General features: G+C 43.7%; 25 protein-coding genes. 19 read left to right on the top strand and 6 right to left on the bottom strand.

Annotated elements, in window-relative coordinates; genetic code table 11:
- Positions 1-94: 94 nt before the first annotated feature.
- The 3 genes from dnaB (at position 95) to ACKTT9_RS38245 (ending at position 4013) form a co-directional block, all read left to right on the top strand.
- On the top strand, positions 95-1459 hold the full coding sequence (gene dnaB, locus ACKTT9_RS38255; protein WP_127454043.1) for a replicative DNA helicase: 1365 nt from the start codon (positions 95-97) through the stop codon (positions 1457-1459).
- Positions 1460-1927: 468 nt separating this feature from the next.
- The gene (locus ACKTT9_RS38250; protein WP_407870057.1) at positions 1928-3214 is read left to right on the top strand and encodes an adenylosuccinate synthase; all 1287 of its coding nucleotides are present in this window, start codon (positions 1928-1930) and stop codon (positions 3212-3214) included.
- A 142-nt stretch (positions 3215-3356) separates the two neighbouring features.
- On the top strand, positions 3357-4013 hold the full coding sequence (locus ACKTT9_RS38245; RefSeq protein ID WP_407870056.1) for a hypothetical protein: 657 nt from the start codon (positions 3357-3359) through the stop codon (positions 4011-4013).
- 29 nt (positions 4014-4042) lie between these two features.
- Here ACKTT9_RS38245 and ACKTT9_RS38240 read toward each other — a convergent pair whose 3' ends face one another.
- Positions 4043-4306 carry a hypothetical protein gene (locus tag ACKTT9_RS38240; RefSeq protein ID WP_407870055.1) on the bottom strand — a complete coding sequence of 88 codons (264 nt, stop codon included), beginning with the start codon at positions 4304-4306 and terminating at the stop codon, positions 4043-4045.
- Positions 4307-4617: 311 nt separating this feature from the next.
- On the opposite strand from ACKTT9_RS38240, the gene ACKTT9_RS38235 reads away from it, so the two are divergent.
- The 6 genes from ACKTT9_RS38235 to ACKTT9_RS38210 all read left to right on the top strand — a co-directional run bounded on the left by ACKTT9_RS38235 (position 4618) and on the right by ACKTT9_RS38210 (position 11874).
- Positions 4618-6162 carry a peptidoglycan DD-metalloendopeptidase family protein gene (locus tag ACKTT9_RS38235; protein WP_407870054.1) on the top strand — a complete coding sequence of 515 codons (1545 nt, stop codon included), beginning with the start codon at positions 4618-4620 and terminating at the stop codon, positions 6160-6162.
- Positions 6163-6297: 135 nt separating this feature from the next.
- Positions 6298-7017, top strand: coding sequence for a response regulator YycF (yycF, locus tag ACKTT9_RS38230; RefSeq protein WP_127454036.1), 720 nt, complete (start codon positions 6298-6300; stop codon positions 7015-7017).
- Between the two features lie 2 nt (positions 7018-7019).
- Positions 7020-8852, top strand: a complete 1833-nt coding sequence (gene walK, locus ACKTT9_RS38225) for a cell wall metabolism sensor histidine kinase WalK (RefSeq protein WP_407870053.1) — start codon at positions 7020-7022, stop codon at positions 8850-8852.
- A complete protein-coding gene (locus tag ACKTT9_RS38220; protein WP_407870052.1) occupies positions 8849-10138 on the top strand; it encodes a YycH family regulatory protein in 1290 nt (429 codons plus the stop codon). Before walK ends, ACKTT9_RS38220 begins: the two co-directional genes overlap by 4 nt.
- A gap of 40 nt (positions 10139-10178) precedes the next feature.
- Positions 10179-11003, top strand: a complete 825-nt coding sequence (yycI, locus tag ACKTT9_RS38215; RefSeq protein WP_407870051.1) for a two-component system regulatory protein YycI — start codon at positions 10179-10181, stop codon at positions 11001-11003.
- 70 nt (positions 11004-11073) lie between these two features.
- Positions 11074-11874 carry an MBL fold metallo-hydrolase gene (locus tag ACKTT9_RS38210; protein ID WP_407870050.1) on the top strand — a complete coding sequence of 267 codons (801 nt, stop codon included), beginning with the start codon at positions 11074-11076 and terminating at the stop codon, positions 11872-11874.
- Here the strand turns inward: ACKTT9_RS38210 and ACKTT9_RS38205 are convergent.
- Entirely contained in the window at positions 11843-12052 is a 210-nt protein-coding gene (locus ACKTT9_RS38205) for a hypothetical protein (protein WP_407870049.1), read from the bottom strand. The two genes, ACKTT9_RS38210 and ACKTT9_RS38205, sit on opposite strands and share 32 nt — an antisense overlap.
- A 180-nt stretch (positions 12053-12232) precedes the next feature.
- On the opposite strand from ACKTT9_RS38205, the gene ACKTT9_RS38200 reads away from it, so the two are divergent.
- From ACKTT9_RS38200 to ACKTT9_RS38160, 9 genes are all read left to right on the top strand, one after another.
- On the top strand, positions 12233-13456 hold the full coding sequence (locus tag ACKTT9_RS38200; protein WP_246069074.1) for a S1C family serine protease: 1224 nt from the start codon (positions 12233-12235) through the stop codon (positions 13454-13456).
- Positions 13457-13489: 33 nt separating this feature from the next.
- Complete coding sequence (locus tag ACKTT9_RS38195; protein WP_127454029.1) at positions 13490-13657, top strand: CxxH/CxxC protein; 168 nt, start codon at positions 13490-13492, stop codon at positions 13655-13657.
- 58 nt (positions 13658-13715) lie between these two features.
- Positions 13716-14195, top strand: coding sequence for a 23S rRNA (pseudouridine(1915)-N(3))-methyltransferase RlmH (rlmH, locus tag ACKTT9_RS38190; RefSeq protein WP_127454027.1), 480 nt, complete (start codon positions 13716-13718; stop codon positions 14193-14195).
- A 168-nt stretch (positions 14196-14363) separates the two neighbouring features.
- The gene (locus ACKTT9_RS38185) at positions 14364-15350 is read left to right on the top strand and encodes a hypothetical protein (RefSeq protein WP_407870048.1); all 987 of its coding nucleotides are present in this window, start codon (positions 14364-14366) and stop codon (positions 15348-15350) included.
- A 30-nt stretch (positions 15351-15380) separates the two neighbouring features.
- Positions 15381-15926, top strand: coding sequence for a GNAT family N-acetyltransferase (locus ACKTT9_RS38180; protein WP_407870047.1), 546 nt, complete (start codon positions 15381-15383; stop codon positions 15924-15926).
- A gap of 106 nt (positions 15927-16032) precedes the next feature.
- Positions 16033-16407 (top strand): ASCH domain-containing protein, encoded by a 375-nt coding sequence (locus ACKTT9_RS38175; protein ID WP_407870046.1) that lies wholly within the window; start codon positions 16033-16035, stop codon positions 16405-16407.
- A gap of 11 nt (positions 16408-16418) precedes the next feature.
- Entirely contained in the window at positions 16419-16949 is a 531-nt protein-coding gene (locus ACKTT9_RS38170; protein WP_407870045.1) for an ATP-binding protein, read from the top strand.
- A 220-nt stretch (positions 16950-17169) separates the two neighbouring features.
- On the top strand, positions 17170-17892 hold the full coding sequence (locus tag ACKTT9_RS38165) for a hypothetical protein (RefSeq protein WP_407870044.1): 723 nt from the start codon (positions 17170-17172) through the stop codon (positions 17890-17892).
- Between the two features lie 3 nt (positions 17893-17895).
- Complete coding sequence (locus tag ACKTT9_RS38160) at positions 17896-19512, top strand: hypothetical protein (RefSeq protein ID WP_407870043.1); 1617 nt, start codon at positions 17896-17898, stop codon at positions 19510-19512.
- A 753-nt stretch (positions 19513-20265) separates the two neighbouring features.
- Here the strand turns inward: ACKTT9_RS38160 and ACKTT9_RS38155 are convergent.
- The 4 genes from ACKTT9_RS38155 to ACKTT9_RS38140 all read right to left on the bottom strand — a co-directional run bounded on the left by ACKTT9_RS38155 (position 20266) and on the right by ACKTT9_RS38140 (position 22601).
- The gene (locus ACKTT9_RS38155) at positions 20266-20619 is read right to left on the bottom strand and encodes a DUF421 domain-containing protein (RefSeq protein WP_407870042.1); all 354 of its coding nucleotides are present in this window, start codon (positions 20617-20619) and stop codon (positions 20266-20268) included.
- Positions 20620-20996: 377 nt separating this feature from the next.
- The gene (locus ACKTT9_RS38150; protein WP_407870041.1) at positions 20997-21236 is read right to left on the bottom strand and encodes a hypothetical protein; all 240 of its coding nucleotides are present in this window, start codon (positions 21234-21236) and stop codon (positions 20997-20999) included.
- Positions 21237-21612: 376 nt separating this feature from the next.
- Positions 21613-21879, bottom strand: coding sequence for a DUF2316 family protein (locus ACKTT9_RS38145; RefSeq protein ID WP_407870040.1), 267 nt, complete (start codon positions 21877-21879; stop codon positions 21613-21615).
- 23 nt (positions 21880-21902) lie between these two features.
- Complete coding sequence (locus ACKTT9_RS38140; protein ID WP_407873193.1) at positions 21903-22601, bottom strand: SDR family NAD(P)-dependent oxidoreductase; 699 nt, start codon at positions 22599-22601, stop codon at positions 21903-21905.
- A gap of 163 nt (positions 22602-22764) precedes the next feature.
- On the opposite strand from ACKTT9_RS38140, the gene ACKTT9_RS38135 reads away from it, so the two are divergent.
- The gene (locus tag ACKTT9_RS38135; RefSeq protein ID WP_407870039.1) at positions 22765-23241 is read left to right on the top strand and encodes a MarR family winged helix-turn-helix transcriptional regulator; all 477 of its coding nucleotides are present in this window, start codon (positions 22765-22767) and stop codon (positions 23239-23241) included.
- The last annotated feature ends 335 nt before the right edge of the window (positions 23242-23576 follow it).

Below are 23576 nucleotides of genomic sequence, written 5' to 3'. Positions count from 1 at the left end.
CTGAGAAGGCAAATGAGAGTCCCTAGGAGGGGCTCTTATCTATTGTCTGGTACCAAGACTACTAAACTATGAAAAGAAAGGCGGGTACTGAAGCATGAGCGGAGACAATATGTTTATGGATCGCGTACCCCCTCAAAATATAGAAGCCGAGCAAGCCGTACTCGGCGCCATTTTGATTAACGGTGACGCTTTGATTACCGCGATGGAGCGGATTACGAGCGACGACTTTTATCGGGGGGCGCATCAGCGCATCTTTGAAGCGATCGTTGAGCTGGCGGAGGATCAAGAGCCTGTCGACCTAATCACGCTAACATCGCTTCTGCAGAACAAACAGCAGCTGGAAGAGATCGGCGGCGTTACGTACTTATCCGAGCTCGCCAACGCGGTGCCGACAGCTGCTAACATCGACTATTACGCGGCTATCGTCGAAGAGAAATCGATGCTTCGCCGTTTGATCCGCACAGCCACCCAAATCGTCACCAATGGCTACGCCAATGAAGACGATGTTGGGTCCATGCTGAGCGAAGCGGAGGCGAAGATTCTTGAGATCTCGCAGCGCCGCAGCTCGAGCGGCTTCGTGGTCATTCGCGATGTGCTCATGGAAGTCTTCGAGAAGGTAGAGTCTCTCTACTCGAATAAAGGCGGATCCACAGGCGTTCCTTCGGGCTTTATCGACTTGGACAAGATGACGTCGGGCTTTCAGCGCTCCGACTTAATCATTCTGGCAGCGCGTCCTTCTGTAGGTAAAACCGCGTTCGCGCTGAACGTAGCGCAGAACGTAGGGGTACGCGCCAAGGAAACCGTCGCGATTTTCTCGCTCGAGATGGGCGCGGCGCAGCTCGTTCAACGTATGGTCTGCGCCGAGGCGAACGTCGATGCCAATCGCATGCGGACGGGGTATCTCGAAGGCGATGACTGGGAGAAGCTGACGATGGCCATTGGCGCCTTGTCGGAAGCGAATATTTTCATCGATGATTCGGCTCAGATCACGGTTGCGGATATTCGTGCGAAATGCCGTCGTCTCCAACAGGAGAAGGGGCTCGGCATGATCCTCATCGACTACTTGCAGCTGATTGCCGGCCGAGGCAAAGGCGATAACCGTCAGCAAGAGGTCTCTGAGATCTCCCGTACGCTGAAGCAAATCGCGCGTGAGCTCAATGTACCGGTTATCGCGCTCTCGCAGCTCAGCCGGGGTGTTGAGCAGCGGCAGGACAAACGTCCGATGATGTCTGACCTTAGGGAGTCGGGTTCCATCGAGCAAGATGCCGACATCGTAGCCTTCCTATACCGGGACGATTACTACGATAAAGAATCCGAGAAGAAGAACATTATCGAGATTATCATCGCCAAACAGCGTAACGGTCCGGTAGGAACCGTTGAGTTGGCGTTCTTGAAGCAATTTAACAAATTCGTGAACATGGATCGTAGTCATCAAGAAGCAGCGGCCGCGCAGTATTAACGGCCTGCTGCTTTTTTTCGCACTCGTGCAAATTTTCAGGAGAAATAAGGGCCTGAAGTTCCCAACGTAAGGTTTCATATAAAGACAACGAGGCCGTTATGCGAATGGGGTAAGCCGGGCGCAACTTCATAGTATGACCAATATCCGAACGATTATACAGGAGCACTTATTATTGTTCGTTTTTCATTGACTTTGCGTAGGGGGACTGCTACACTAAAGACGGTGAAAAAAACCTTGTTCGTCTGCCTGCATGATCAGATCTAAGCAGGGCAGCTTCGAGTTAAGGTCGTTTTTCATGCCGAAAGGTAGGTGCCCTTCCTGCAGATTACTGCCGAGGAGACCTGGTTCCTTCGGTGAGTAGTGGACGCTGAACACTTTAGTGCTTTAATGAAGTCCATGTTTTTCAGTGATACGAAAGCCATAACGGCTCATTATGGGTGACTCGTCACCGTACGGAGGTAAGTGCATATGTCAACGGTTGTTGTTGTCGGAACGCAATGGGGAGATGAAGGGAAAGGGAAAATCACGGATTTCTTAGCGGAATCTGCTGAGGTTGTAGCTCGTTACCAAGGTGGTAACAACGCAGGCCATACGATTATTATCAGCGGGAAGAAGTATAAGCTGACGATGATTCCTTCCGGTATTTTTTACCAAGATAAAGCATGTGTTATCGGGAACGGTATGGTTATTAATCCCGCTGCACTCATTGAAGAAATTAACTACATTCATGATAATGGTTTTTCGACAAAAAATTTAAACATCAGTGACCGCGCGCATGTGATCATGCCGTACCATCTGGTGCTTGACGGTCTGGAAGAAGATCGTAAAGGCGATAGCAAAATTGGTACGACCCGCAAAGGGATCGGACCTTGTTATATGGATAAAGCAGCACGCAATGGGATTCGTATCGCGGACCTAATGGATGCGGAAGAGTTTGAATTAAAACTAAGACGCATCGTCGCAGAGAAAAACGTATTGATCGAGCAAGTATACGGCTCCACAGGACTAGATGTAGAGCCGATTCTTAAGCAGTACCTCGAATATGCAGAAATCATTCGTCCATATGTAACGGACACTTCTGTCGTTCTGAATGAGTACATCGATCAAGGTCGCAGAGTCCTGTTCGAAGGTGCACAAGGCGTTATGTTGGATATTGACCAAGGCACATACCCGTACGTAACTTCCTCCAACCCAACGGCTGGCGGCGTATGTATCGGATCCGGCGTAGGTCCAACGAAGATCCACAACATTATTGGCGTAGCCAAAGCGTACACAACTCGTGTCGGCGACGGTCCGTTCCCGACGGAACTCGACAACGAAATTGGCGCTTGGATCCGTGAAAAAGGCTTCGAATACGGCACAGTAACAGGCCGTCCGCGCCGTGTTGGCTGGTTCGACAGCGTGGTTGTCCGTCACGCAAGACGCGTTAGCGGGATTACAGGCCTGTCTTTGAACTCCATCGACGTTCTGACAGGGCTTGAAACGGTTAAAATTTGCACAGGCTATATGTACCGCGGCGAGCTTATCGAGCACTACCCGGCTAGCTTGAAAGCCATCTCAGAGTGTGAAGCTGTCTACGAAGAGCTTCCGGGTTGGACAGAAGATGTGTCTGGTGCGCGTACATTGAGTGACCTGCCTGAGAATGCAAGACACTACGTTGAGCGTGTTTCTCAGCTGACAGGCATTCCAATCGCGATTTTCTCCGTAGGCCGTAACCGTGAGCAAACGAATTTGGTTCGTCCAATCTACGCTTAATTCATTCGAGATAAATACAAAATCCTCTAGGCTCATCAGCAGCCTAGAGGATTTCTTTTTTGTCCATTGGGATTTAATGGGCACGATTTCGTCAATACTGGGAAGGAGGGAACAGATTTAAGCGGCAGGAGTGATAGAGAGAATGAAAGTATTAACGTGGCTGGGCAAAATCGTCATAAGTAGTGTACTTATTACAACAATCACAATGTTTACGACATGGTATGTTGTTAACATGTATGTAGAGGATATATTTCGACAATATCAGATACCGGCTTTGGGTAAAAAGATTCAATTTAGTGATTTTGCTGCAAGATTGGCGGGAGACTTGAATATAGTTATGCGTAGAGACGGGGGGAAGCAAGCTACCCCGGTGGAAACACCGCCGGCAGCTACGCCTAGTCCTAGTCCCAGCCCGTCTGGAAGCGTACCTGGTTCCAATTCGAGTGATCCCTTACATTCGGACGCAGGAACATCTGGTGAAGCGGCTTCCCAAGGAGTGAAGGATGATGATGCCGTAGCCGTCATGGGGCGTGTAAGTGATGCAAACGAGCAGAAGAAGGAACTTGTCATGTCGACCGAGGATTTCGCTAAGAAGAAAGAAGCGTTATCCAGCGATGATAAGATGAAAATATTTTCTCTTGTTGTTGCTAAGCTGCCGCAAAATGAGGTGCAGCATCTGTCTGCTTTGCTTGAGGACGGGATTACAACGGATGAACTTAAGCAGGTCAATGATACGCTCAAGAAATATTTGAGCGAGACGGAACTTCAACAGTTAACAGCTATCCTGAACAAATACTAGCTTTCCTCATTCGAGATCTTGGATTAGCCCTAGTGGAGCTGTCCGCCGAATTTCATAATCGTGTCCTCAGCTTGACGGTAGCGCGATTTCTCTACACAAACGATGAGCGCGTAAGAGGGTTCAGCTGCCGAAAAGCTATCAACCGATTGCAGTAAACCGCCGGCAAAGTCGTCCGTATGTGGCTCACCGCCATAATTGAACTTGATATCCAGCACACCTTGAGATCTAAGGACTTCAGCTGTTTTCTCCATTGTAGACCGATCTGTGAACGTAGCTTCCAAATTAATTTCCATGCATAAGCTCCCCTTTCAATTTTTCACTCAAATTCGTCATTTCTCGTAATTGGGTGTAAATCTATTGGATTTATGTACAAAAAAATGAAACTTTAACGGCTTCTTTTGGCGGTGGACACGAATCTATCACATGGAGATCGAGTATTTTGTTGAAATAAGCAGAGAAAGTGTGTTAAATTTAACAAAAGGTAGATATCTTCACGGATATTATGTCTAATTAAGGTTTATTTATGTATTTTGGAGTAATTAATCATTAGGATGTATTTGAATAATTACTTCATGGATGCAAAACCGTTCAAAGGGAGAAGATCATGACAGGTTTCAGGGGTATGCGCTTTGTTCAGGATCTCATCAAGAGATTCACGCCGAAGCGAGAAAGCTTGACCGGAAATGAATCAATATCAGACAAGCAGCTGGAAGAAGTATCGACAACTACGACGCTAACGGTAATCAAACGACATAAATGGTCTCTAGTTCTGGGAGTTGGTGCGGTAGCGCTAACAGGGGCTATTACGTTTGCAGGTCATCAGTATGTGCAAGCGAATATGGTAAATGTATATCACGTTATGCTCAACGGCAAAGAAGTAGGTGTCGTGAGTGATAATAAATTGATTGATGAATATAAGCAACAAAGGCCAGAAGAAGTGCAAAAGAATTTCCCAGATGTTCATGTCGTTCTTAAGACAAACGGTGTCACCTACACGCCTGAAAAGGCTTACAATCCGGTTACGGAAGATTCAGCTGTAATCGCCACGCTTAATAAGGCATTAGTGCCCCAACCGGTCGGGGTCGAATTGAAGGTAGATGGAAATACCATCGCAATTGTGAAGGATCAGCAGACAGCTGATCAGATCTTGGAACAAGTCAGTGCGCCTTTTACACCAAAAGCCAAGGAAACAGCTAAGGTCTCTGCTCTATCTGCAAGCCAGGGCGAGGATATTTCCACTGCGCCGTCAGAGCTGGAGAAAGTGGAATTTGTTCAGAAAGTCGATACAGTCGAAGTGCCGATTGAGCCGGAAGATTTGACTAAACCGGAAGATGTTGTGAAGAAGTTGACGACTGGCGATGTGACGCCTGCGAAATACACGGTAGTTGAGGGAGACTGCGTCTCCTGCATCGCGAAGAAATTAGGAGTTACGAAGCAATTCATCTATGATAAAAATCCTGGCCTTCAGGATGACAAGCTGAAGATTGGCAATCAGCTGGAAGTTACGGTGCTTAAGCCCAAGCTGTCCGTCAAAACGACAGAAAAGATTGTGAAGAATCAAGAGATTCAATACGATACGGAATATGTAAAAGATGATTCGCAGCGCGTAGGCGTCGTTCAACCGATTTCACCCGGCAAAAATGGGTTGAAGAAGGTGACGATCCAAGTGACGAAGGTCGATGGGTTAATGACCAACGAGCAGCTCGTGGACGAAGAAATTATTGATCAACCTGTCACGGCGAAGGTGAAAAAAGGGACCAAGGTCGTGAAAGGCGAAGGCACAGGAAAATTCGCATGGCCTGTTATTTCCCCGAGTATTTCCAGTACGTTCGGCGTGCGTTGGGGCAAGCTTCACAAGGGAATCGATATTACGGGTAACAAAAACATCATGGCAGCCGACAATGGCAAAGTAACCGAAACAGGATATAAATCAGATTACGGCAATTATGTGATTATTAATCATTTGAATGGTTACGAGACGCTGTATGGCCACATGAACAAAATTATTGCTACCGAGGGTTCAATCGTTGAAAAAGGTGATGCCATCGGTATTATGGGAAGTACAGGCGATTCCACAGGCGTTCACTTGCATTTTGAAGTGCACAAAAGCGGCAGCTTGGAGAATCCATTGAAGTATTTAAATCGTTAATTTACATAGAGGCAAGGTCAAACCGGACAACTCGGGGGCCTTGTCTCTTTTTAGTTGAATATATGATAAAATAAAGGGTAGTATGCAAGGAATAGGACGACTTCGCAGTTTATCCTGGAGTAGGCGGTGGTAGGTTTGTTTGGGAAAATTCTCGTGGTGGATGACGAACAACCGATTGCAGATATTTTGAAATTTAATTTGGAAAAAGAGGGCTATCAGGTGGTCTGTGCCTATGATGGGGGAAGCGCTGTAGAGCTTGCGTTCTCCGAGCAGCCCGATCTTATATTGCTGGATCTCATGCTTCCGGTGAAGGATGGGATGGATGTGTGCCGAGAGGTGCGCTCGAAGCTGAACACACCGATTATTATGTTAACAGCCAAAGATACCGAGCTGGATAAAGTACTTGGCCTGGAGATGGGCGCGGACGACTATGTCACCAAGCCATTCGGTACAAGAGAGCTGCTGGCTCGAGTCAAGGCGCATTTACGCCGCCAGACGAAAGTGCAGACAGCTCCGACGGAGTCGGATACGCAGCGCAACGGGATGCGAATTCATGCTTTATTCATCGATAACGACATGTACATGGTGTATAAAGATGGGGTTCCGCTCGATTTGACGCATCGCGAATTCGAGTTGATTCAATATTTGGCCAAAAACTCCGGCAAAGTGATGACGCGCGAGCACCTGCTGCAAGCGGTATGGGGCTTTGAGTATTTCGGCGACGTGCGCACCGTCGATGTGACGATACGCCGGCTGCGCGAGAAGCTGGAGACGGACCCGAGCCGCCCGGAATACATCATGACGCGCAGGGGGCTTGGCTATTTAATGCGCAGCCCTAAAGCCGGAGGCTTCTGAGCATGAAGGGCATCCGCTTCTTTCAATCGATCCAAGCGAAGCTGATTATTGTGTATGTCCTGCTTATTTTGATTGCGATGCAGCTGATCGGGGTGTATTTCTACAAAACGGTGGAGACGTATTTCAAGAACGACTTCTTGGTTTCGCGCAATAGCCAGGTTACGTTGCTGGCGGGTTTCGTGGGGTCTTACCTCACAGGAGATCAAGACAGCAAGAACGCTGCCGAAGGCAAGAAAACGTACGCGGATTTGAACGAGTTCGTTAGCAATTTATTTTCGATTAATAATGCTGAAATTCAAATTATAGATGCCAACGGGAACGTCATTAGCACGTCGGTTCCCAATCATTTAAAGCAAAAAAATACGCAGCCGGAAGTCATTCGAGCGCTGCAAGGGATCAAGGACAACCAGCGGATCTTCACCGACGAGGATGGTTATCGGAAGGTCATTATCGCTAAGCCTGTGGGCAGCGGTGCGCGAGTTCTGGGCGCTGTTTATCTGATTGCGTCCATGGAGGATGTCTATAAGACGATCCGTTCGATTAACCGCATCCTGATTTCGGGTACACTGATTGCGTTAGGATTAACGGCTATTCTTGGTGTTATCCTCACTAGTACGATTACGAATCCGATTAAAGAGATCACAAAACAAGCGACAGCGGTTGCGGAGGGCAATTTTGATCAACAGGTCATTATTCAAGGTACCGACGAGATCGGCCAGCTTGGTCATACGTTTAATTTCATGATGAATCGGCTCAGGGAAGCCCTGTCTCTCAATGAAGAGGAGAAGGAGAAGCTGGCCTCCATCTTGACGAATATGAACGACGGGGTCATCGCAACGGATGATAAAGGCCATGTCATCGTCCTGAACCGCAGGGCGAAGCAAATCTTGCAGGCGGAAGAAGAGACGACAATCGGTCTCGATATTTCCAAGGTGCTCGGGATTCCGGACGAAACGATTCAAGGGCTGCTTCAGGGTGAGGTGCGCACGACGCTTCTCAATATTGAATTGCCGGATGATGATGAGCAGTTTTCCGTAAGGATTACATTCACGCCGATTCATCGCCGGGGAGAAGGCCAGAGCGGGATTATTGCGGTGCTGCAGGATGTGACGGATCAGGAGAAGCTGGAGCAAGCCAGACGCGAGTTCGTCGCGAACGTGTCGCACGAGCTTCGCACGCCGTTGACGACGATCAAGAGCTATCTGGAAGCGCTTGATGATGGCGCCATCGAGGAGCCGCAGTTGGCCTCGCGCTTTATCAGCGTGACACGCAGCGAGACAGAGCGGATGATCCGCTTGGTGACGGATCTTTTACACTTATCGAGGCTGGATTCCAAGCAATCGATGATGAGTAAATCTACAACACTTGTGAGCGAAATGCTGGAGGAAGTGGCCGATCGGTTCTCTTTTCAGCTGCAGCAGCGCAAGATTGAGATTGTGATTCGGGTCGAGAAAGGCGTAACCGGCCTGCTGCTTGACCGTGACAAAATAGATCAGGTTCTCGATAACCTGGTGTCCAATGCCATTAAGTATACGGGCGATGAAGGCGCAATCCGGCTGGAAGCTCGGAAGATCGAGAAGGATATGCTGGAGATTTCCGTTCAGGATAATGGGATTGGGATTCCGAAAAAGGATTTGACCCGTATTTTTGACCGTTTCTATCGCGTAGACAAAGCGCGCTCTCGGAATATGGGCGGTACAGGACTCGGGTTGTCCATTGCCCGGGAAATAGTCAAAGCGCATGGCGGTACGATTAGTTTAGAATCCGAGTTGGGACAAGGGACCCGTGTTGTATTTACGCTGCCGATTCAGCAAGAGGAGGAGGATGAGCTATGATTGAGAGTTTAAAATCTATCGCGCTTGTCATCCTGATTGGTACCTCGCTGTATCAAAGTTTTTTGTTGGCGTCGTACAGCCCGCCCAAGATTGAGCCAATTCAACAAAGCAACTATGTGCAGACAGAGACACTTGGGAAGCAGGCAGAGCTGCAGGATATGCTTTTTCCCGATCAAATTATTGTCCATTTGGGCAATCAACAGCATTCCGTGCTGTATCCCACGAATTATTACTATACAAGATTGCTTGATAACATTAAGCAGCGGAGCTTTAAGGGCTTCCGCAAGACATCGATGTATTTGGTGAATGTGAACTGGGAAGATGTTCGCAATAAACAGCAAGGCGTCGAGATCCGGTTCCGGGACGGCATCCCGTTCACCATTTTGCAGCAGGTGCTGCGGATTGAAGGCGAGCTGCCGGCGGATAACGATAAAGTGACGCGGATATGGATTTACTCGAAAGGCAATAACGAAGATGTTCGCGCTTTCTTCTTTACGGATTCACCAGGCGTAGGCTATGAGGTGATCGGGGCCGATTTTACAAGTAAAGACGTGGAGAATTTTGCAGCCTTCGGTGATGTTACGAATCTGTATAAGACGACGAACAGCGGTGATTACTATCTTCCGGTCAAGCCGCTCAGACTGCCGAGTTTTACTTTCAATTACACCCTGCTTACAGCGGATCAATTGAAGCAAAGCTTGTTCGTAGATCCTGGCATCACCCGCTATCTCAAAGAGCGCGATGGTTCGGAAATCTACACGGACAGCAAACGCGGTTTTCAGCTTAATCGCGACCTGCGGTGGGTGACCTACTCGGACCCTGTCGCTCCTGTGGAGAGCAAAAGTGAAGTGCTTGAGAATTTGCTTGCGGGTATTAAATTCATCAACCAACATATTGGTTGGGACGGTAAATATATGGTGGCTCGGACGCCACAGAAGCAGCTTTTTGACAATCAGGCCTTCACGTTCCGTCAGTATTATGAATCCTTGCCGATTGTGACCTCACAACCTGAGGGCTATGGTTCTCTGAAAATGCAGGTACAGAAGGGAATCATCTCTGGATTCGAACGGTCCATGATTATTCCGGATCTGAAGACAGCTCAGCGGAAAGATGGGGAAATATTATCCGGTGACGCGTTAGAAGAACGGTTGCAGTATTATCAGCGGCGGTCCAGCATCGTCTCTATTTTTCCGGCGTATCATCCGGTTGTTTCGGAAAAGACCCTCACGTTAGTTCCTGCATGGGCGTTGGAGCTGCGAGATGGCACGTATGATTTCATCGAATAAGGTTGATTAACACTATTTTTATGGAAAGGTTGGTGAGACCATGAATTGGAGCAGGGCCAAAACGATCCTGATTTGCTCTTTTTTGCTGCTCAATATGATTCTTGGCTTCCAGCTGTGGTCCACCAATCGCTCCAATCAGACGGAAATCTCGCTAGACACGTCAGGGACGATCGAGGAGCTGAATCGCGCACTCCACAGTAAAAATATTCGATTAGCCGATGAATTGCCGACGGATGTTACGAAGCTGAAGGTTATTACGGTGAAATATGACGATAGTATAAAGCCTGGGGACAAGAAAATGCTGAAAACGCCGTTAAGCATGAGCGCGCTGCTCGGCAAAGGGGCAAGCAAAGAAGTTCAGGCTCAGTCGGAAATTCCGAATTTTAACCTGTATCAGCTGGATTCGGCGGTAAGAACGAATGGTACTTATGTATTTAATCAGCTGTATGGCAAGCTTCCGCTTTTTGATGTGACGGTAGAGTTGAATGAGGAAAATGGAGAAATTACCAGTTACCGTCAAGCCTACGTTGAAGTAGAATCAGGAGTAGAACAAACGGAGCAAAAGCTGATTCCCGCTCAGTTAGCGGTGCGCAGCCTTGTAGATAACTATTTAAGCGAAGGCTCGGTTATCACAGAAGTCAGACTGGGGTACCATGGACAGCCTTACAATTCTCAGACACAGCCGATGTTCCCGCATTGGCGGATTACGATCGATAATCACGATATTTATTATCTGCAAGCGTTCAACGGCGCGGTGGAGTCTCCGCAAAAAGGGTCGGATCCCGTTCCATTTGGAACACCGGAAGGCAGCAAACCGGGAAGTACAAGTAACAACGATGATAAGAACAAGCCGGATAAGAAGTAGAGTGATAGCGTAGCGTTTTACATAAATAACTAAAACATGTGTAGATGAATGCATAGAGGAGCAGGGTAGGATGGGTATGAGGTTTACAGTGCTGTCGAGCGGTTCGACGGGGAATGCGACGGTCGTCGACAATGGGGAGACCAAGGTGCTTATCGATGTGGGCTTCAGCGCGAAGAAGATGGAGGCGTTGATGAAGGAACGCGAACTTGCCGCGAATACGATTGACGCCATTGTGATCACACATGAGCATTCGGATCATATCAAGGGTCTAGGCGCGCTGGCGCGTAAGTATGATTTGCCCATTTATGCGAACGAGAAGACGTGGGTGGAATTGGACCGCCAAATCGGTGTGATTGCGGAAGAGAATAAGCGGGTTATGGAAACCGGCAGCATCGAAGAATTCGGTACGCTGCGTGTGGAATCGTTCGGGATTTCGCATGATGCGGCGGAACCGGTGGGCTATTGCTTTTATGATGGGGAGCAAAAAGTAAGTGTCGTCACGGATCTCGGTTATATGAGCGAGAAAGTGAAAGAGAAGATCGTAGATTCAGATGCTCTGGTGCTAGAGACGAATCATGATGTAGACATGCTGCGCGTAGGGCATTATCCTTGGAGCATTAAACGCCGCATTCTCGGGGATAAGGGGCATTTATCCAACGAAGCCGCGGGAGAAGCGCTTTGTGACGTGATGACGAATAAGACGAAGTCCGTCTATATGGCCCATTTAAGCCGTGACCATAATTTAATGGATTTGGCCAGGCTAACGGTGAATAACATAGTACAAGAGCGCGCCCCGGAGTCTAAGCAGTTACGATTAATGGATACGTACTTCGACCGTTCTACGAAATGGGATGTGTTGGATTCGGAGTAAGCGCGGCGTCGATTTCTTTGGATTTGAGCTGTATTTCCTGCGGCGTGATCAGACCTTTATCAATCAGTGTTTGAATGAGAGATGAAAGCACGAGGGATTGGTGGTAAAGGCTGTCCTTGAGATCTGCGAGCTTCCCGATCATATTGATTTCGTCCATATGGGATGGAATTCGATTCATAATGTGCATTCTCCTTTGGTTTTCCAATTTAAAGTTACTGTTAACTCTAGTAATTCCTTGAGAGATTTGGTTTACTATTATTGTAGGCAAGAACGGAACGAAACATTCCTATTTTTTGCAAATAAGATTCTGAGGCAAGAGCGGCATGACCCGCCCCCTGTCAGCAAGGAGGGACACCCTGTGAGTTTGTTTGATGATGATTTTTATTCGACCAAAAGAACCAAGCAGCGAGAGCCTGTGTGGCGTCCTAAACGGTCGGGAGGATTTACAGGCTTTACGGAACGCAGACGAAATGTGGCCCTTATCGCAGGTGTAGGCGGGGCTTTATCGATGCTTTTGCTAGTTGGCTTAGTTAGCGGTTTGGGTCATAAGGAATCGCAAACCGATGCGATAGCGATACCGGCTGCAGTTGCGAATGCAGAGACGCGTCCGATGAACATCAACGACTCTGTCGTGGCGGCAACGGAGAAAATCAAGCCGGCTGTGGTCAGCGTGATCTCCTCCAAGAAGGATGATAAGGGCCAAGAGAGCGGGATCGGGATTGGATCGGGCGTCATTTTTTCCCGGAATGGAGATAAGGTGCGCATCGTAACCAATAGCCATGTTGTCGAAAATGGGAACCAGTTTGAAATCGTCAATTTTCAAGGTGAACATCGCAAGGCTACGCTGGTCGGCCGTGATCGGATCACGGATTTAGCGGTCTTGGAAGCTGATGGAAAAGATATTAAGGTCCTTGCGGAATTTGGCGATTCCGAGACACTCCGCGCAGGGGAAATGGCGATTGCCGTCGGTAATCCATTAGGACTTGGCTTTTCACCAACCGTCACGCAGGGCATCATCTCGTCGCCGAAGCGAACGATACCGGTTGCTTTGTCCCGCGAGGGTACGGATTATGACTGGGAGATGGATGTCATCCAGACGGATGCGGCAATCAACCAAGGAAACAGCGGCGGACCGCTGGTCAATATCGACGGTAAAGTGATTGGGATTAACTCGATGAAAATTGCGGACACCGGCGTTGAGGGATTAGGTTTCGCGATTCCTATTAATAGCGCTAAGCCGATCATCGATAATTTGATCACCGATCACAAGGTCAAAAGACCGCTGATGGGTGTCTCGACGCAGGAATTGCAAGCTTTTAAAGGGACGGATGTATTAAAGCTGCCCGCAGATGTGAAAACTGGAGTTATCGTCTTCGAAGTATCCGGCCCTTCCAAAGAGGCGGGTCTGAAGCCGCAGGATGTCATCGTGTTGTTGGATGACCGGAAGATTGATAATACGATCACGCTGCGTAAGTATTTATACAATGAGAAACATATTGGTGATAAAGTGAACGTCACTTTCTATCGCGGCGGCAAGAAGATGAATGCGGTCGTAACGTTAGTGGAAGCAACGGATAAATAAGATATAGAAACAATGCGGATGAGAGGTAGTTGCATGCACGTAGTTTGTAAGGATCATGTGGAAATCGCGATTGATGAGTTTGTCGATGAATACGAGGAAGCGCCGGACGTTGTGGATTTACTGAAAACCCACTTCGCGAACTGGGAGCCTCCTTCCCATTGTGAGCATTGCCAGGAGTTGGCGCGATTTCTAGTTGTATGAGGAAGGCTTAGGCCTTCCTTTTTGTTTTTGAATAGATTAAAAGAGGGAGTATTCGTTTATGCAGATACAGATTTTAACGGTTGGGAAGTTGAAGGAGCGCTATCTTGTGGATGGGATTGCGGAGTACGTCAAGCGCCTTGGGCCTTATGCCAAGGTGCAAATGATTGAGGTGCCGGATGAGAAGGCACCGGAGAACATGAGCGCCGCTGAGGAGCAGCAGGTGCGCGATCGTGAGGGAGCGCGTCTGTTGACTGCGCTGCGTCCGGATGTGTACGTCGTGGCGTTGGCCATCGACGGCGAGATGTGGTCGAGCGAGCAGCTGGCGGCCTCGCTCGATAAGTTGGCCACCTATGGGCGGAGCCAGGTGGCCTTCGTGATCGGCGGCTCGCTGGGGCTCTCTAGCGAGCTGCTGCGCCGTGCGGATATGCGGCTGAGCTTTGGCCGCATGACGCTGCCGCACCAGTTGATGCGGCTGGTGCTGGTGGAGCAGATTTATCGCGCTATGCGGATAAATCGGGGGGAGCCTTACCATAAATGATGCAAATTTTATAAATCTGGGAGTGTAGTGGAAAAATAGTAATAGTTTGATTTACTTTTTTCAATGCTTATAATAAGGAGATAAGGACAATTGATATTAAGCAGTGATTGAAATTGAATCAAATAATATAAAATCCCATCCTATAAGCATTTTCAAAGGGGGTAAGCGATGAGAAGCTTCGCTATTTGGTATTCCGCGAAAGACTATAAGACAGAAATAGAAAAAAAAGCGACAGTACATGTAAACATCTGGGATAAACCTCATGAAAATGATGAAGTATATTGCTTTGACTTCGGTGTTTTAGTTGAAGACATGCAAGATATAAAGAGTATATTTTTATATGCACCATTTGAGGTGCAGAAGAATCAAATAAAAGATCTAGGAATGGTGATTTCAAACAATCGTTTGGTGAATGCCATCTTTAATGAGAATTTTACTACAACAGATGGAGAACCTAAAAGGCTGATTGTAAATGCAACAAATGGAAAGTCAGCTTTCGTAATATATTCTTTAGAAGTTGAAAATCAAATAGACCTTGTGAGTTTTAAAAGGAATGGAACAACTCCAGGAACAATAATTGAAATTAAGGTAGATAGTATAGATCTGAATAGTGTTTCGAGATACTACTTCAGAATTCGTATTGAGGCCTCAAAAAAAGGAATAGTTTTCATAAATGACGAAATAAAAGGTGTAAGTATTTTAAATAATCAGTTTACCAACACGGAAGTAATTGATTTCAGATTAAATGACGTTAGAAGTTATAGTGAGGAGCTTAAGGAACAGTTTAATAAAGGGATAAAATTTCAGTTATTGGCTGTTCATTATTTAATCCTAAGGAACGCAAATGACACTATAATTCATTATGGTAAAGACATAAATAGTAGAATTTTGGAAAACAACTTATGGAAAAGCTACATCGATGAAGCTGATTATACAATTATCGCTTATCATATTAAAAGTAAAGCAGAGAACGTTTATAACTCCTCTAAAAACGAATATGAGAAAAAATACATAGAGGATTTTTCTGATTTGACAAGGTTTCAATCTCAAAAAGATACGAAGATGCTAATTTTCAAGTATGTAATTGTAATTGTTATATTAGGAGCTTTGGGTGGTGTTTTAGGTAACTTGATATCCAAGGCAATAGGTTTGTAATTGAATAGGTTCCCTAAAGGGGGAGAGACAGTGAGTAATAGTATTAAAAAAAATGTTTATTTAAGAGTATCTGAAATTGAACCGGAGTTACTAAGGTCATATATAATCAATGAAGTTGGAGAAAAAGCAAAGGATAAGTTATACAACTATTTAAGAGATCTGACAGAAAGTTACCCACAATTTGAAGGATGGTTTTTTAATGTTGTAATTCCAGATATTGAATTGAAAAATGGCAAAAGAGAAATCATTATAGCGCTTTCAGAGGTTGAAGATTTTCCGGGGTCTGTATTAACTGGGATTGCAATTTTAAAGAATACAGATGAAGAAAAGAAAATTTGTACTTTTAGAATACACGAAAATTTCCGTAGTCAAGGAATCGGTACAGAACTTTTCGAAGAGTGTTTTAAATATTTAGGAACAAAGAAACCTATTATCACGATATCTAGTGATAGGAAAGAAATGTTTGAGCATCACATTAAATTTTACAATTTCGCTGAGACACAGGTATTAGAGGATTATTATAAAAAAAATTCGATTGAGTACGTTTATAATGGACATTTGGAAGGTAAAAGTTAATTTCCACAAAATGTTTATAGAAAGGCAGTTACGATTTGTGCATGCAATCTGTGACTGTTTTTTATTTTGCGAACATTAAGAAATAAATAAGCGGAGGATATTAAAGATGAAAGTACTTTTGTCAATTAAACCTGAGTACGCTGACAAAATATTTACCGGTGAAAAGAAGTATGAATATCGAAAAAGCATATTTAAAAAAGGAAACGTTGAATCAATTTTAGTTTATTCTACAAGACCAGTGGGTAAAATAATTGGTGAAATATTTTTTGATGAAATAATAGTAGATGATCCCCGAAATATATGGATTAATACATGCGCAGTGTCTGGTATTAGCCAAAGTTCTTTTCAAGAGTATTTTAGTGGTAGGGAATCCGGATATGCTATAAAAATAAATAAAGCGGTTTTGTTTAAAAAGCCAATTGAGCTAATTGAGATTATTAATTCGGGCAAGGCGCCACAATCTTTTTGTTATATTAAATGAGGAGTGGTAACTTGTATAACCTTATTTTTATTGGTGGAATTCATGGGGTAGGTAAAACATCCCTTTGTAAACTTCTATCAAAAGAATATAATATCCCTAGTTATTCAGCCAGCAAATTGATATCCGATGCGAAAAATATTGAGTTTGCAGATAACAAGAGAGTCAAAGACATTGATAACAATCAAGAGATACTTATTAGAGCACTAAACCAAATTGATATTAACAGTAAATTTATTTTGTTAGAAGGTCATTTTTGTTTAATTAATGAATTTGGACAAATAACTAGAATACCGAAGCAGACATTTTATAATTTATACCCCAAGGCTTTTATTCTATTAAAAGAATCTGTTGAAGAAATATCAACTCGCTTAAGAAATAGAGATGCTCAATTATTTAATAAATCATTTTTAGAAAGTTTTCAAGAAGAAGAGATAGCTTATGCAAAGGAAGTTTCTCAATCTTTACAGATACCATGCATTATTCATAGTAAAGAATCCTCAATGGAATCTCTAATGAGTTTTTTTGATAACATAGTCACCTAGCGCAGTTTGGATGCACATGTTATTGGACTTGCAAGAATTTAAATAAGACCCCAGAGTTCGCCAATATTCCCGTTAAGCTGAGCTGTATCATAAGTGACGCAAATAATTATTCTGAGGCTACAGATTATCAGATGTATAGAAAAAATGAGGTAAAAGAAGGAAAAAATTATACGATGTTGAAATAATTATTTCGAGTTATGCAATTAGGGGGTTAAAGTCAATGGCAACATGTCACGAACATTATTTGGGAATTGTTGAACGTTGCAAGGATATTGTAAACATGTCATTTGTAGAAGGAAGAAGCGAGATTCATGCTCAAAATCATAATTTTCTTAATGATTTACATGAATGGTTAGAGGTTTTGAAGGATCGTCCAGAGTTTGAATTGTATAATATGGCTTTTAAAGAATATTCTCAAGGTTTAATTAATATTTCTCAAGGCTCTTATCGACAAGCCTATAATTCTTTAAGGTTTTTTATTGAACATAGTCTAGCTGCAGTTTATTTCTCTTTCAGAGAGTTGGATTTAAGGCTATGGATGTGCGGGCAACAAGATATATACTGGAGTACAATAACAGATGAAAATAATGGGATCTTTTCAAAAAGTTATTTTACTGCATTTTCCCCCCCTTTAATTGAGGAATCTCCACTGTTTTTACAATTGGCAAAGAAACTTTATCGTGAGTGTTCTGAATATACACACGGTAATTATGTTACTGCAAAAATACTACCACCTACATTGGCATTTTCCGATTCAAGCTTCCGTGACTGGCATGAAAAAGCGGAAACAGCAAGTATGTTAGTGGTTTTTTCTTTATGTTCGAGATATTTTAGTTTTTTTGGACCAGATGCAAAGGTACGCTTAGAAACTAGCATTATGGAGCATATTGGGCATATATCATTCATTAGAGATAGTTTTCAAACACCACAGGAGGTGTTCTAATAAGTGGCAGAGTTCTTTTATAGAACAGAAGAGATAAAGTTAGAGGAAATTGAAGGTTATTTTGTCGAGTCGAAACAAGATCGACAAATTATTGATCAACTAAAATCTAGAACCCCAACAATATTAGTTGGAAGTCGTGGTGTGGGGAAATCATTTTTATTTCGAGTGGCTCAAAGTGAGCTACAAAAGTCATTTGTCAAAGACAAAGTATTGCCAATATATGTTACTTTCAGAGGCAGTTCCTTAATTCAAACAAATAATCCGCAACAATTTCATCATTGGATGCTGTCTAGAATTTGCCATGAGTTAATAAGAGTACTCTCAAAAAGTGGAAAGCTTACAATTACACCAACAAGTTTAAATGTAATAGCAGGGGGAAGCGTTACCGCAGAGGTATTTAAAAAAACAAAAATCGAAGATATCACACAAGCGTTCGAGGACTCGTGGAAGAACCCTGGAACCGATGTAGATATTGAAGGGATGCCTACAACTGATTTATTTTTAGATGCTGTTGAGGATATTTGTAGAGATGTCGATATATCAAGGTTCGTCGTGTTTATTGACGAGGCAGCACATGTATTTTTACCAGAGCAACAAAGACAGTTCTTCACATTATTTAGGGATATCAGAAGTCCTTATATTTCTTGCAAAGCAGCTGTTTACCCTGGTGTAACAGTTTTTGGTGAGACATTTCAACCGATGCATGATGCAACTGTCCTGTCACTCCATCGAGATATCCAAGACGAGAAGTATGTTGCTAATATGAGGGAGATCGTAACAAAGCAGGCCGAAGACAGTTCAATTATAAAAACCATTTCGAAGCGAGGTGAGAATTTCGCTATATTAGCCTATGCAGCTAGCGGAAATCCTCGTCATTTACTGAAAACACTTCTACTTGCTCAGAAACTTGATAGTGACGCAATAAATAAGGTAATTAGGGAGTATTATAGAACTGATATCTGGTCAGAGCATTCAAAATTGGCCGAAAAATTTATTGGTCATCGTCCACTGATTGATTGGGGCAGGAGATTTATTGAGAGTGATGTACTGCCTGATATACAACAAAAAAACATTCATAACTTAACTGATGATAAAAGAACGTCTAGTTATTTTTGGGTACATAGAGATGCACCGCAACCAGTTAAAGAAGCATTGCGTTTATTAGAGTATACAGGAATAGTAATTGAGCACGCTTCTGGCATTAAGGCAACAAGAGCCCAAATAGGCACGAGATATGCAGTTAACCTAGGGACTTTGATTGCTTTAGAAACTACTCCTACATCCACAGCTCTTACAATCGCTAAGTCATTGTCGATAAAAAAAATGACTGAATATGGAGAGAATCACAAAATCTATGAATCACTTTTAGTGGAACATCCTAAGTTTGACGAGCCGGATATGACAATTCTTTTAACACAAGAACTTGAAAAACCAGTTGGTGTTTTAGATCTTACATTATGGCAAATAGATAAGATACTCTCACTAGGGCTTAACACGGTTGGGGATATTCTTAAAGCTCCAGAATCAAAACTTCTTGAAGCCACCCAAGTAGGTGTTAAGCGTGCTCGAAGGATAAGAAACGCCGCAATGACTGCAGTATATGAGTATTTATCGGGTTGATTCCGATTTCGTAAAAGAAGTTATTTTGTGGAAGATATGTAATTTGTCAGCACCTTGGAAAGCAAACCAAGGTATCTTTATTTTGTAATGGACAGCGGATATTTTCATTTAAGACTACATATCAATGTTCAGGTCGTTCAGTGGCTACGAGAACAAGTTACGGTCGATCCCATATACCTCGTACAGACCTAGGTATTTGAGCTTATTCTCCTCCAGCTTGTCGATATAATAAGATGGCCTAAAGATTTGGATCGTTTATATTTCCATTTAAATAGTAATACTAAGAGAATTTACAATAGAAGGTTGGTGGAAATGGGGTAAAGCCAATTAAATCTGCTTTATGGTTTAGCGAACAACCCCGAGCTTCACGCGGCGGCGAATTGTATTACCCACGGCTGTTTTGTTTATTAATTATCACTTTTTATTTGCGAATTGATATCCTAAAATGGACTGTGAATATGGATGAAATTTACTCCGTGGGGCGGCATTTTGTAGAGCAAGAGTGCAGACAATGTCGGTATTGAGGTCGGGGCTAATCGATAGGCTTGTCAATGTGGTCCCGATAGTAGTCAAAATACAACTGATTTTCGTACCTTTCACGGCATAGAACACGTCGGATACAGACTTGTTCCGCTGCCGCAGTACCTGCTCCAGCCATTAGACAGTCAGCCCGTTGTGGGCGAGATTGTCTTCCATGACTATGCCGTCAATACGACTGGACGGCCGTGGGGTGTAGCTTCAGATCTTTGCGCGTTACCCACTCAAACTCGCTTTTTTCTTGACGGACAGCTTCCCGTGATCCTCCAAGCAAGCGTACTCGACCTCGGCCATATTGAAAATATCTTTTTCACGCAAAGATTGTGCCAGGGAGTCCAACGTGTAACGGATTTTTCGCATGTTATCCTCAAGAATTTTGCCGTTCTCGATGACGACGGTCGGAGTGCCGGATACCAACCGGTTGCACGTCCGGCTTTTGAGTGCGATCTTGGACACGAGGAAATAGATGCCGAAGAACATCAGCAGCGATACGATGATGAGCCAATGGTTGAGCTTATCGTTAAACGCCAAATTTGCCGCAATGCCGCCCACGAAGTCATAGATGGTCATATTGGATATCGTCTGCTTATTCTCGATGTGATCATGAGGAGGACAAAAGCGGAGATTGTTCGACAGATAACTTCCACGAATGCGTGCAATGGGCGGATTCCTTGTTCCAATATGTGGGGGATGCGGTACGGCTCGATAATATTACTATTCATCATAAGAATGGCCTTAAAATTGCTTTCATAGACGGCATGAAGAACCTAAAAAAATTTGTCGATGTAACTGAATTTTGAATGAGTTTCGATAGTTGATCTTAAAAAAAGGAGCTTGCGTGGCAAGCTCTTTTCGCATTTTTCTCCGATAAACCCGTTAAGCTGAGCCAATTCATCGCGTTCCACGTAGTGTCTTGACTCCAAATCTTCGTCTGTCTGTCGTGCAGGTTAACCTACCCCATCACTTTCTAACAAGGAGTAGAAATTATCACGGTCTTCATTATTGAATTTGCCAATCGCCCGTATTCTGACAAATTCATGGCCGCCAAACATGTCGATTTCCTCGCCGCTACTATTGTAGAGTGCGATCATAGTGCCATCCTGATTCAGCTCCATATACCCGTAACAAGTTGTATCGGGCGCTTCCCCGTAAAAGAGCAAAAATTTGATTTTATACACGCTGTTCATGCAGATCTCCTTTCCTTATTCCTCAATGATCTGAAGAATATTTTACGTGACATCGGATGAATTGGAAAAAGCGATATCGCCCTGCAAACGCGGAATTTCATTCCTATTTAGAAAGCATAAGGGGGGATCCCGCGCTATGTCGTTCATTCACACATTATCTCTTGACGAGACGCGATTTGGGGATTATGATAACGTGCCGGTTAACTCAACGAGTTAAATCAATAAAAAGACCGACTTTTCGAGTGCCTCGCCACCGAATCATCAGCCTATTGAGCAGATCATGAAATAAAAATCTGTAAACATCAAAGAAAGAGCTGCCGCGGCAGCTCCTTTCATATTTTTGCCTATAAACCCGTATTGAAAAACTACGATTTTGTCACTTGTATCTGTACCAAATGTTATTAATCAGTACAGAGTAAGGATGAGGTTCTTTACCGGATTCTTTGATCTTCTCTTCCATGTAATCGCGTAACTTCCAAACCATTTCCGGGTCGGAAGAGTTGCCGAGATTCAACGTTTCTTTAAGTTCATCGGAATTCAGTCCTAGGGTGGCTTTAATATCGCTTGGAGTTAAACCAGATATAAAGTAATTGGTTTTTAGTTCATTGCTTGTATCGATGATTTGTTGTTTAGTTAAGCTCATGTTTAGTCTCCATAATATTGTTATTACCAGGGAATAATACCATCTCTATTGGTGAATGTTCCGGTTGGACCATTTTTGTCGATAGTGGCCATTTTTACAACGGCATCGGTGCCTTCTTGTAACGTTTGCATACCGTTGCTAAATTTTTCTCCAGTTTTAGTTGGACCCGGGTCTATGGCATTAATTCTTATATCGGGAAGGGCTTTTGCATATTGTACGGTAAGCATGCCAACGGCAGCCTTCGATGAACTATAGGCAAGGGCATTAACCTTAGACTCAATTTTCTCTGGGTTCAGCACTTGTCCAAATGAGCCAAGGCCGCTGCTCACATTTACAATGGCAGGTTCCTCGGATTTTTTTAAAAGAGGGAGGAAGTGGTTTGTAACGCGAACGATTCCAAAAACATTGGTGTTATACACTTGTAACATCATGTCCGACGTAATTTCTTCAGGTTTTGCATAGGGTCCAGGGATTCCTGCGTTATTTATAAGAACATCTAAGCGGCCTTCAATTTGACTTATTGCTTCAACTGCATTTGCAACCGATCCGTCATCTGTAACATCTAGAACAACATAATCTATTCCAAGAGATTCGGCAGCTAGCTTTCCTTTACTTTCATCGCGCGAGCTGATATACACTTTGTGTCCTAATTCTTTTAACCGTCGGGCTGTTTCAAACCCCAAACCTGTATTTCCGCCAGTTATCAAGGTAACTTTCATAATAAGCACGCTCCTTTAAGCACGAATTGTGAAATCGAGAAATACAATCGTCTACTCGAAAAGAATCGTACTACCATTTTAAACTGTTGTCAATTTAATTGTTGTATTTTTAACTGTTTATTTTTCTAATTATTGTGGTATGATTCTTAAAAAAAGGAGTTCATCTATGATAAAAGGATCTAATCATATTTCAGAACAAATTCACGTTCTTAATATTTTACAGAAAAATTTTATTCTTGAGCAGCTAAGCAAAATAGAGCTTAATGAGATACAAGCACGAACAATAAATTATGTTTTTACTTATCCTGGGGTTATACAAAGAGATTTAGCTCAATATCTAGGAAAGCAGAATGCTACAATTACAAATATTTTAAAAATTTTGGAAAAGAAGAAATATATAACACGGAAAATTACGGTGGGTAATGAAAGGCAAAAAGAATTATATATAACGGAAGAGGGGAAAAAGCTAGCTCATTTCATTCAAAAAATATTCTTGGACTTGGAAAATGTGATACTAAATTCCTTGCATGATTCAGAAATAGATAGCTTAAAGGAAGGATTAAAAAAAGTAAGTGACAATTTAAAGCAAAGTATGGATGTTGAGACACCATTGGACGATCGCGTGCTCTACGCAGAGCAATAGAGCTAATTGAGCTGTTGGAGCGAGTTCTTGAATTTTTAGAAACCGCCAATCCCCAAGCGCGAAATGGGATTGGAACGGGTTTTTAAACATTTCCGTTATGTGAATGAGATTCAGATTAAAGGTGCGAGTGGATATACCCATGAAGATATTACAAAGGTAGATTTGACTTAATATACGAAATCATATATTAGCATAGCTTTATAGACATAGGAAAAACACGGCAAGCAAGACTATGGGGTTCACGGAATTTATGCCACAGTAATAGAAATTAAAAAAACCGCCTTTTCACTGAAGGCGGTTTTTTTATAGTCAAATTTCCAAATAGCCTGTAAAGG

Origin of the sequence: Paenibacillus sp. P36, assembly GCF_045866505.1 — a bacterium.
In the GTDB taxonomy this organism is placed as follows: Bacteria; Bacillota; Bacilli; order Paenibacillales; family NBRC-103111; genus Paenibacillus_E; species Paenibacillus_E chondroitinus.
The sequence above is the reverse complement of the archived record's forward strand: the minus strand, read 5'-3'. Positions and strand labels throughout refer to the sequence as shown.

Bases quoted from the DNA above. Each gene is read 5' to 3' on its own strand.
- ACKTT9_RS38235 (WP_407870054.1), top strand. From the start codon at position 4,618: ATGACAGGTTTCAGGGGTATGCGCTTTGTTCAGGATCTCATCAAGAGA.
- ACKTT9_RS38175 (WP_407870046.1), top strand. From the start codon at position 16,033: ATGAAAGTACTTTTGTCAATTAAACCTGAGTACGCTGACAAAATATTT.
- ACKTT9_RS38135 (WP_407870039.1), top strand. From the start codon at position 22,765: ATGATAAAAGGATCTAATCATATTTCAGAACAAATTCACGTTCTTAAT.
- yycI (WP_407870051.1), top strand. From the start codon at position 10,179: ATGAATTGGAGCAGGGCCAAAACGATCCTGATTTGCTCTTTTTTGCTG.
- walK (WP_407870053.1), top strand. From the start codon at position 7,020: ATGAAGGGCATCCGCTTCTTTCAATCGATCCAAGCGAAGCTGATTATT.
- ACKTT9_RS38150 (WP_407870041.1), bottom strand. From the start codon at position 21,236: ATGAACAGCGTGTATAAAATCAAATTTTTGCTCTTTTACGGGGAAGCG.
- ACKTT9_RS38220 (WP_407870052.1), top strand. From the start codon at position 8,849: ATGATTGAGAGTTTAAAATCTATCGCGCTTGTCATCCTGATTGGTACC.
- ACKTT9_RS38205 (WP_407870049.1), bottom strand. From the start codon at position 12,052: ATGAATCGAATTCCATCCCATATGGACGAAATCAATATGATCGGGAAG.
- ACKTT9_RS38185 (WP_407870048.1), top strand. From the start codon at position 14,364: ATGAGAAGCTTCGCTATTTGGTATTCCGCGAAAGACTATAAGACAGAA.
- ACKTT9_RS38250 (WP_407870057.1), top strand. From the start codon at position 1,928: ATGTCAACGGTTGTTGTTGTCGGAACGCAATGGGGAGATGAAGGGAAA.
- ACKTT9_RS38145 (WP_407870040.1), bottom strand. From the start codon at position 21,879: ATGAGCTTAACTAAACAACAAATCATCGATACAAGCAATGAACTAAAA.
- dnaB (WP_127454043.1), top strand. From the start codon at position 95: ATGAGCGGAGACAATATGTTTATGGATCGCGTACCCCCTCAAAATATA.
- ACKTT9_RS38245 (WP_407870056.1), top strand. From the start codon at position 3,357: ATGAAAGTATTAACGTGGCTGGGCAAAATCGTCATAAGTAGTGTACTT.
- ACKTT9_RS38165 (WP_407870044.1), top strand. From the start codon at position 17,170: ATGGCAACATGTCACGAACATTATTTGGGAATTGTTGAACGTTGCAAG.
- ACKTT9_RS38210 (WP_407870050.1), top strand. From the start codon at position 11,074: ATGGGTATGAGGTTTACAGTGCTGTCGAGCGGTTCGACGGGGAATGCG.
- ACKTT9_RS38240 (WP_407870055.1), bottom strand. From the start codon at position 4,306: ATGGAAATTAATTTGGAAGCTACGTTCACAGATCGGTCTACAATGGAG.
- ACKTT9_RS38155 (WP_407870042.1), bottom strand. From the start codon at position 20,619: ATGACCATCTATGACTTCGTGGGCGGCATTGCGGCAAATTTGGCGTTT.
- ACKTT9_RS38195 (WP_127454029.1), top strand. From the start codon at position 13,490: ATGCACGTAGTTTGTAAGGATCATGTGGAAATCGCGATTGATGAGTTT.
- rlmH (WP_127454027.1), top strand. From the start codon at position 13,716: ATGCAGATACAGATTTTAACGGTTGGGAAGTTGAAGGAGCGCTATCTT.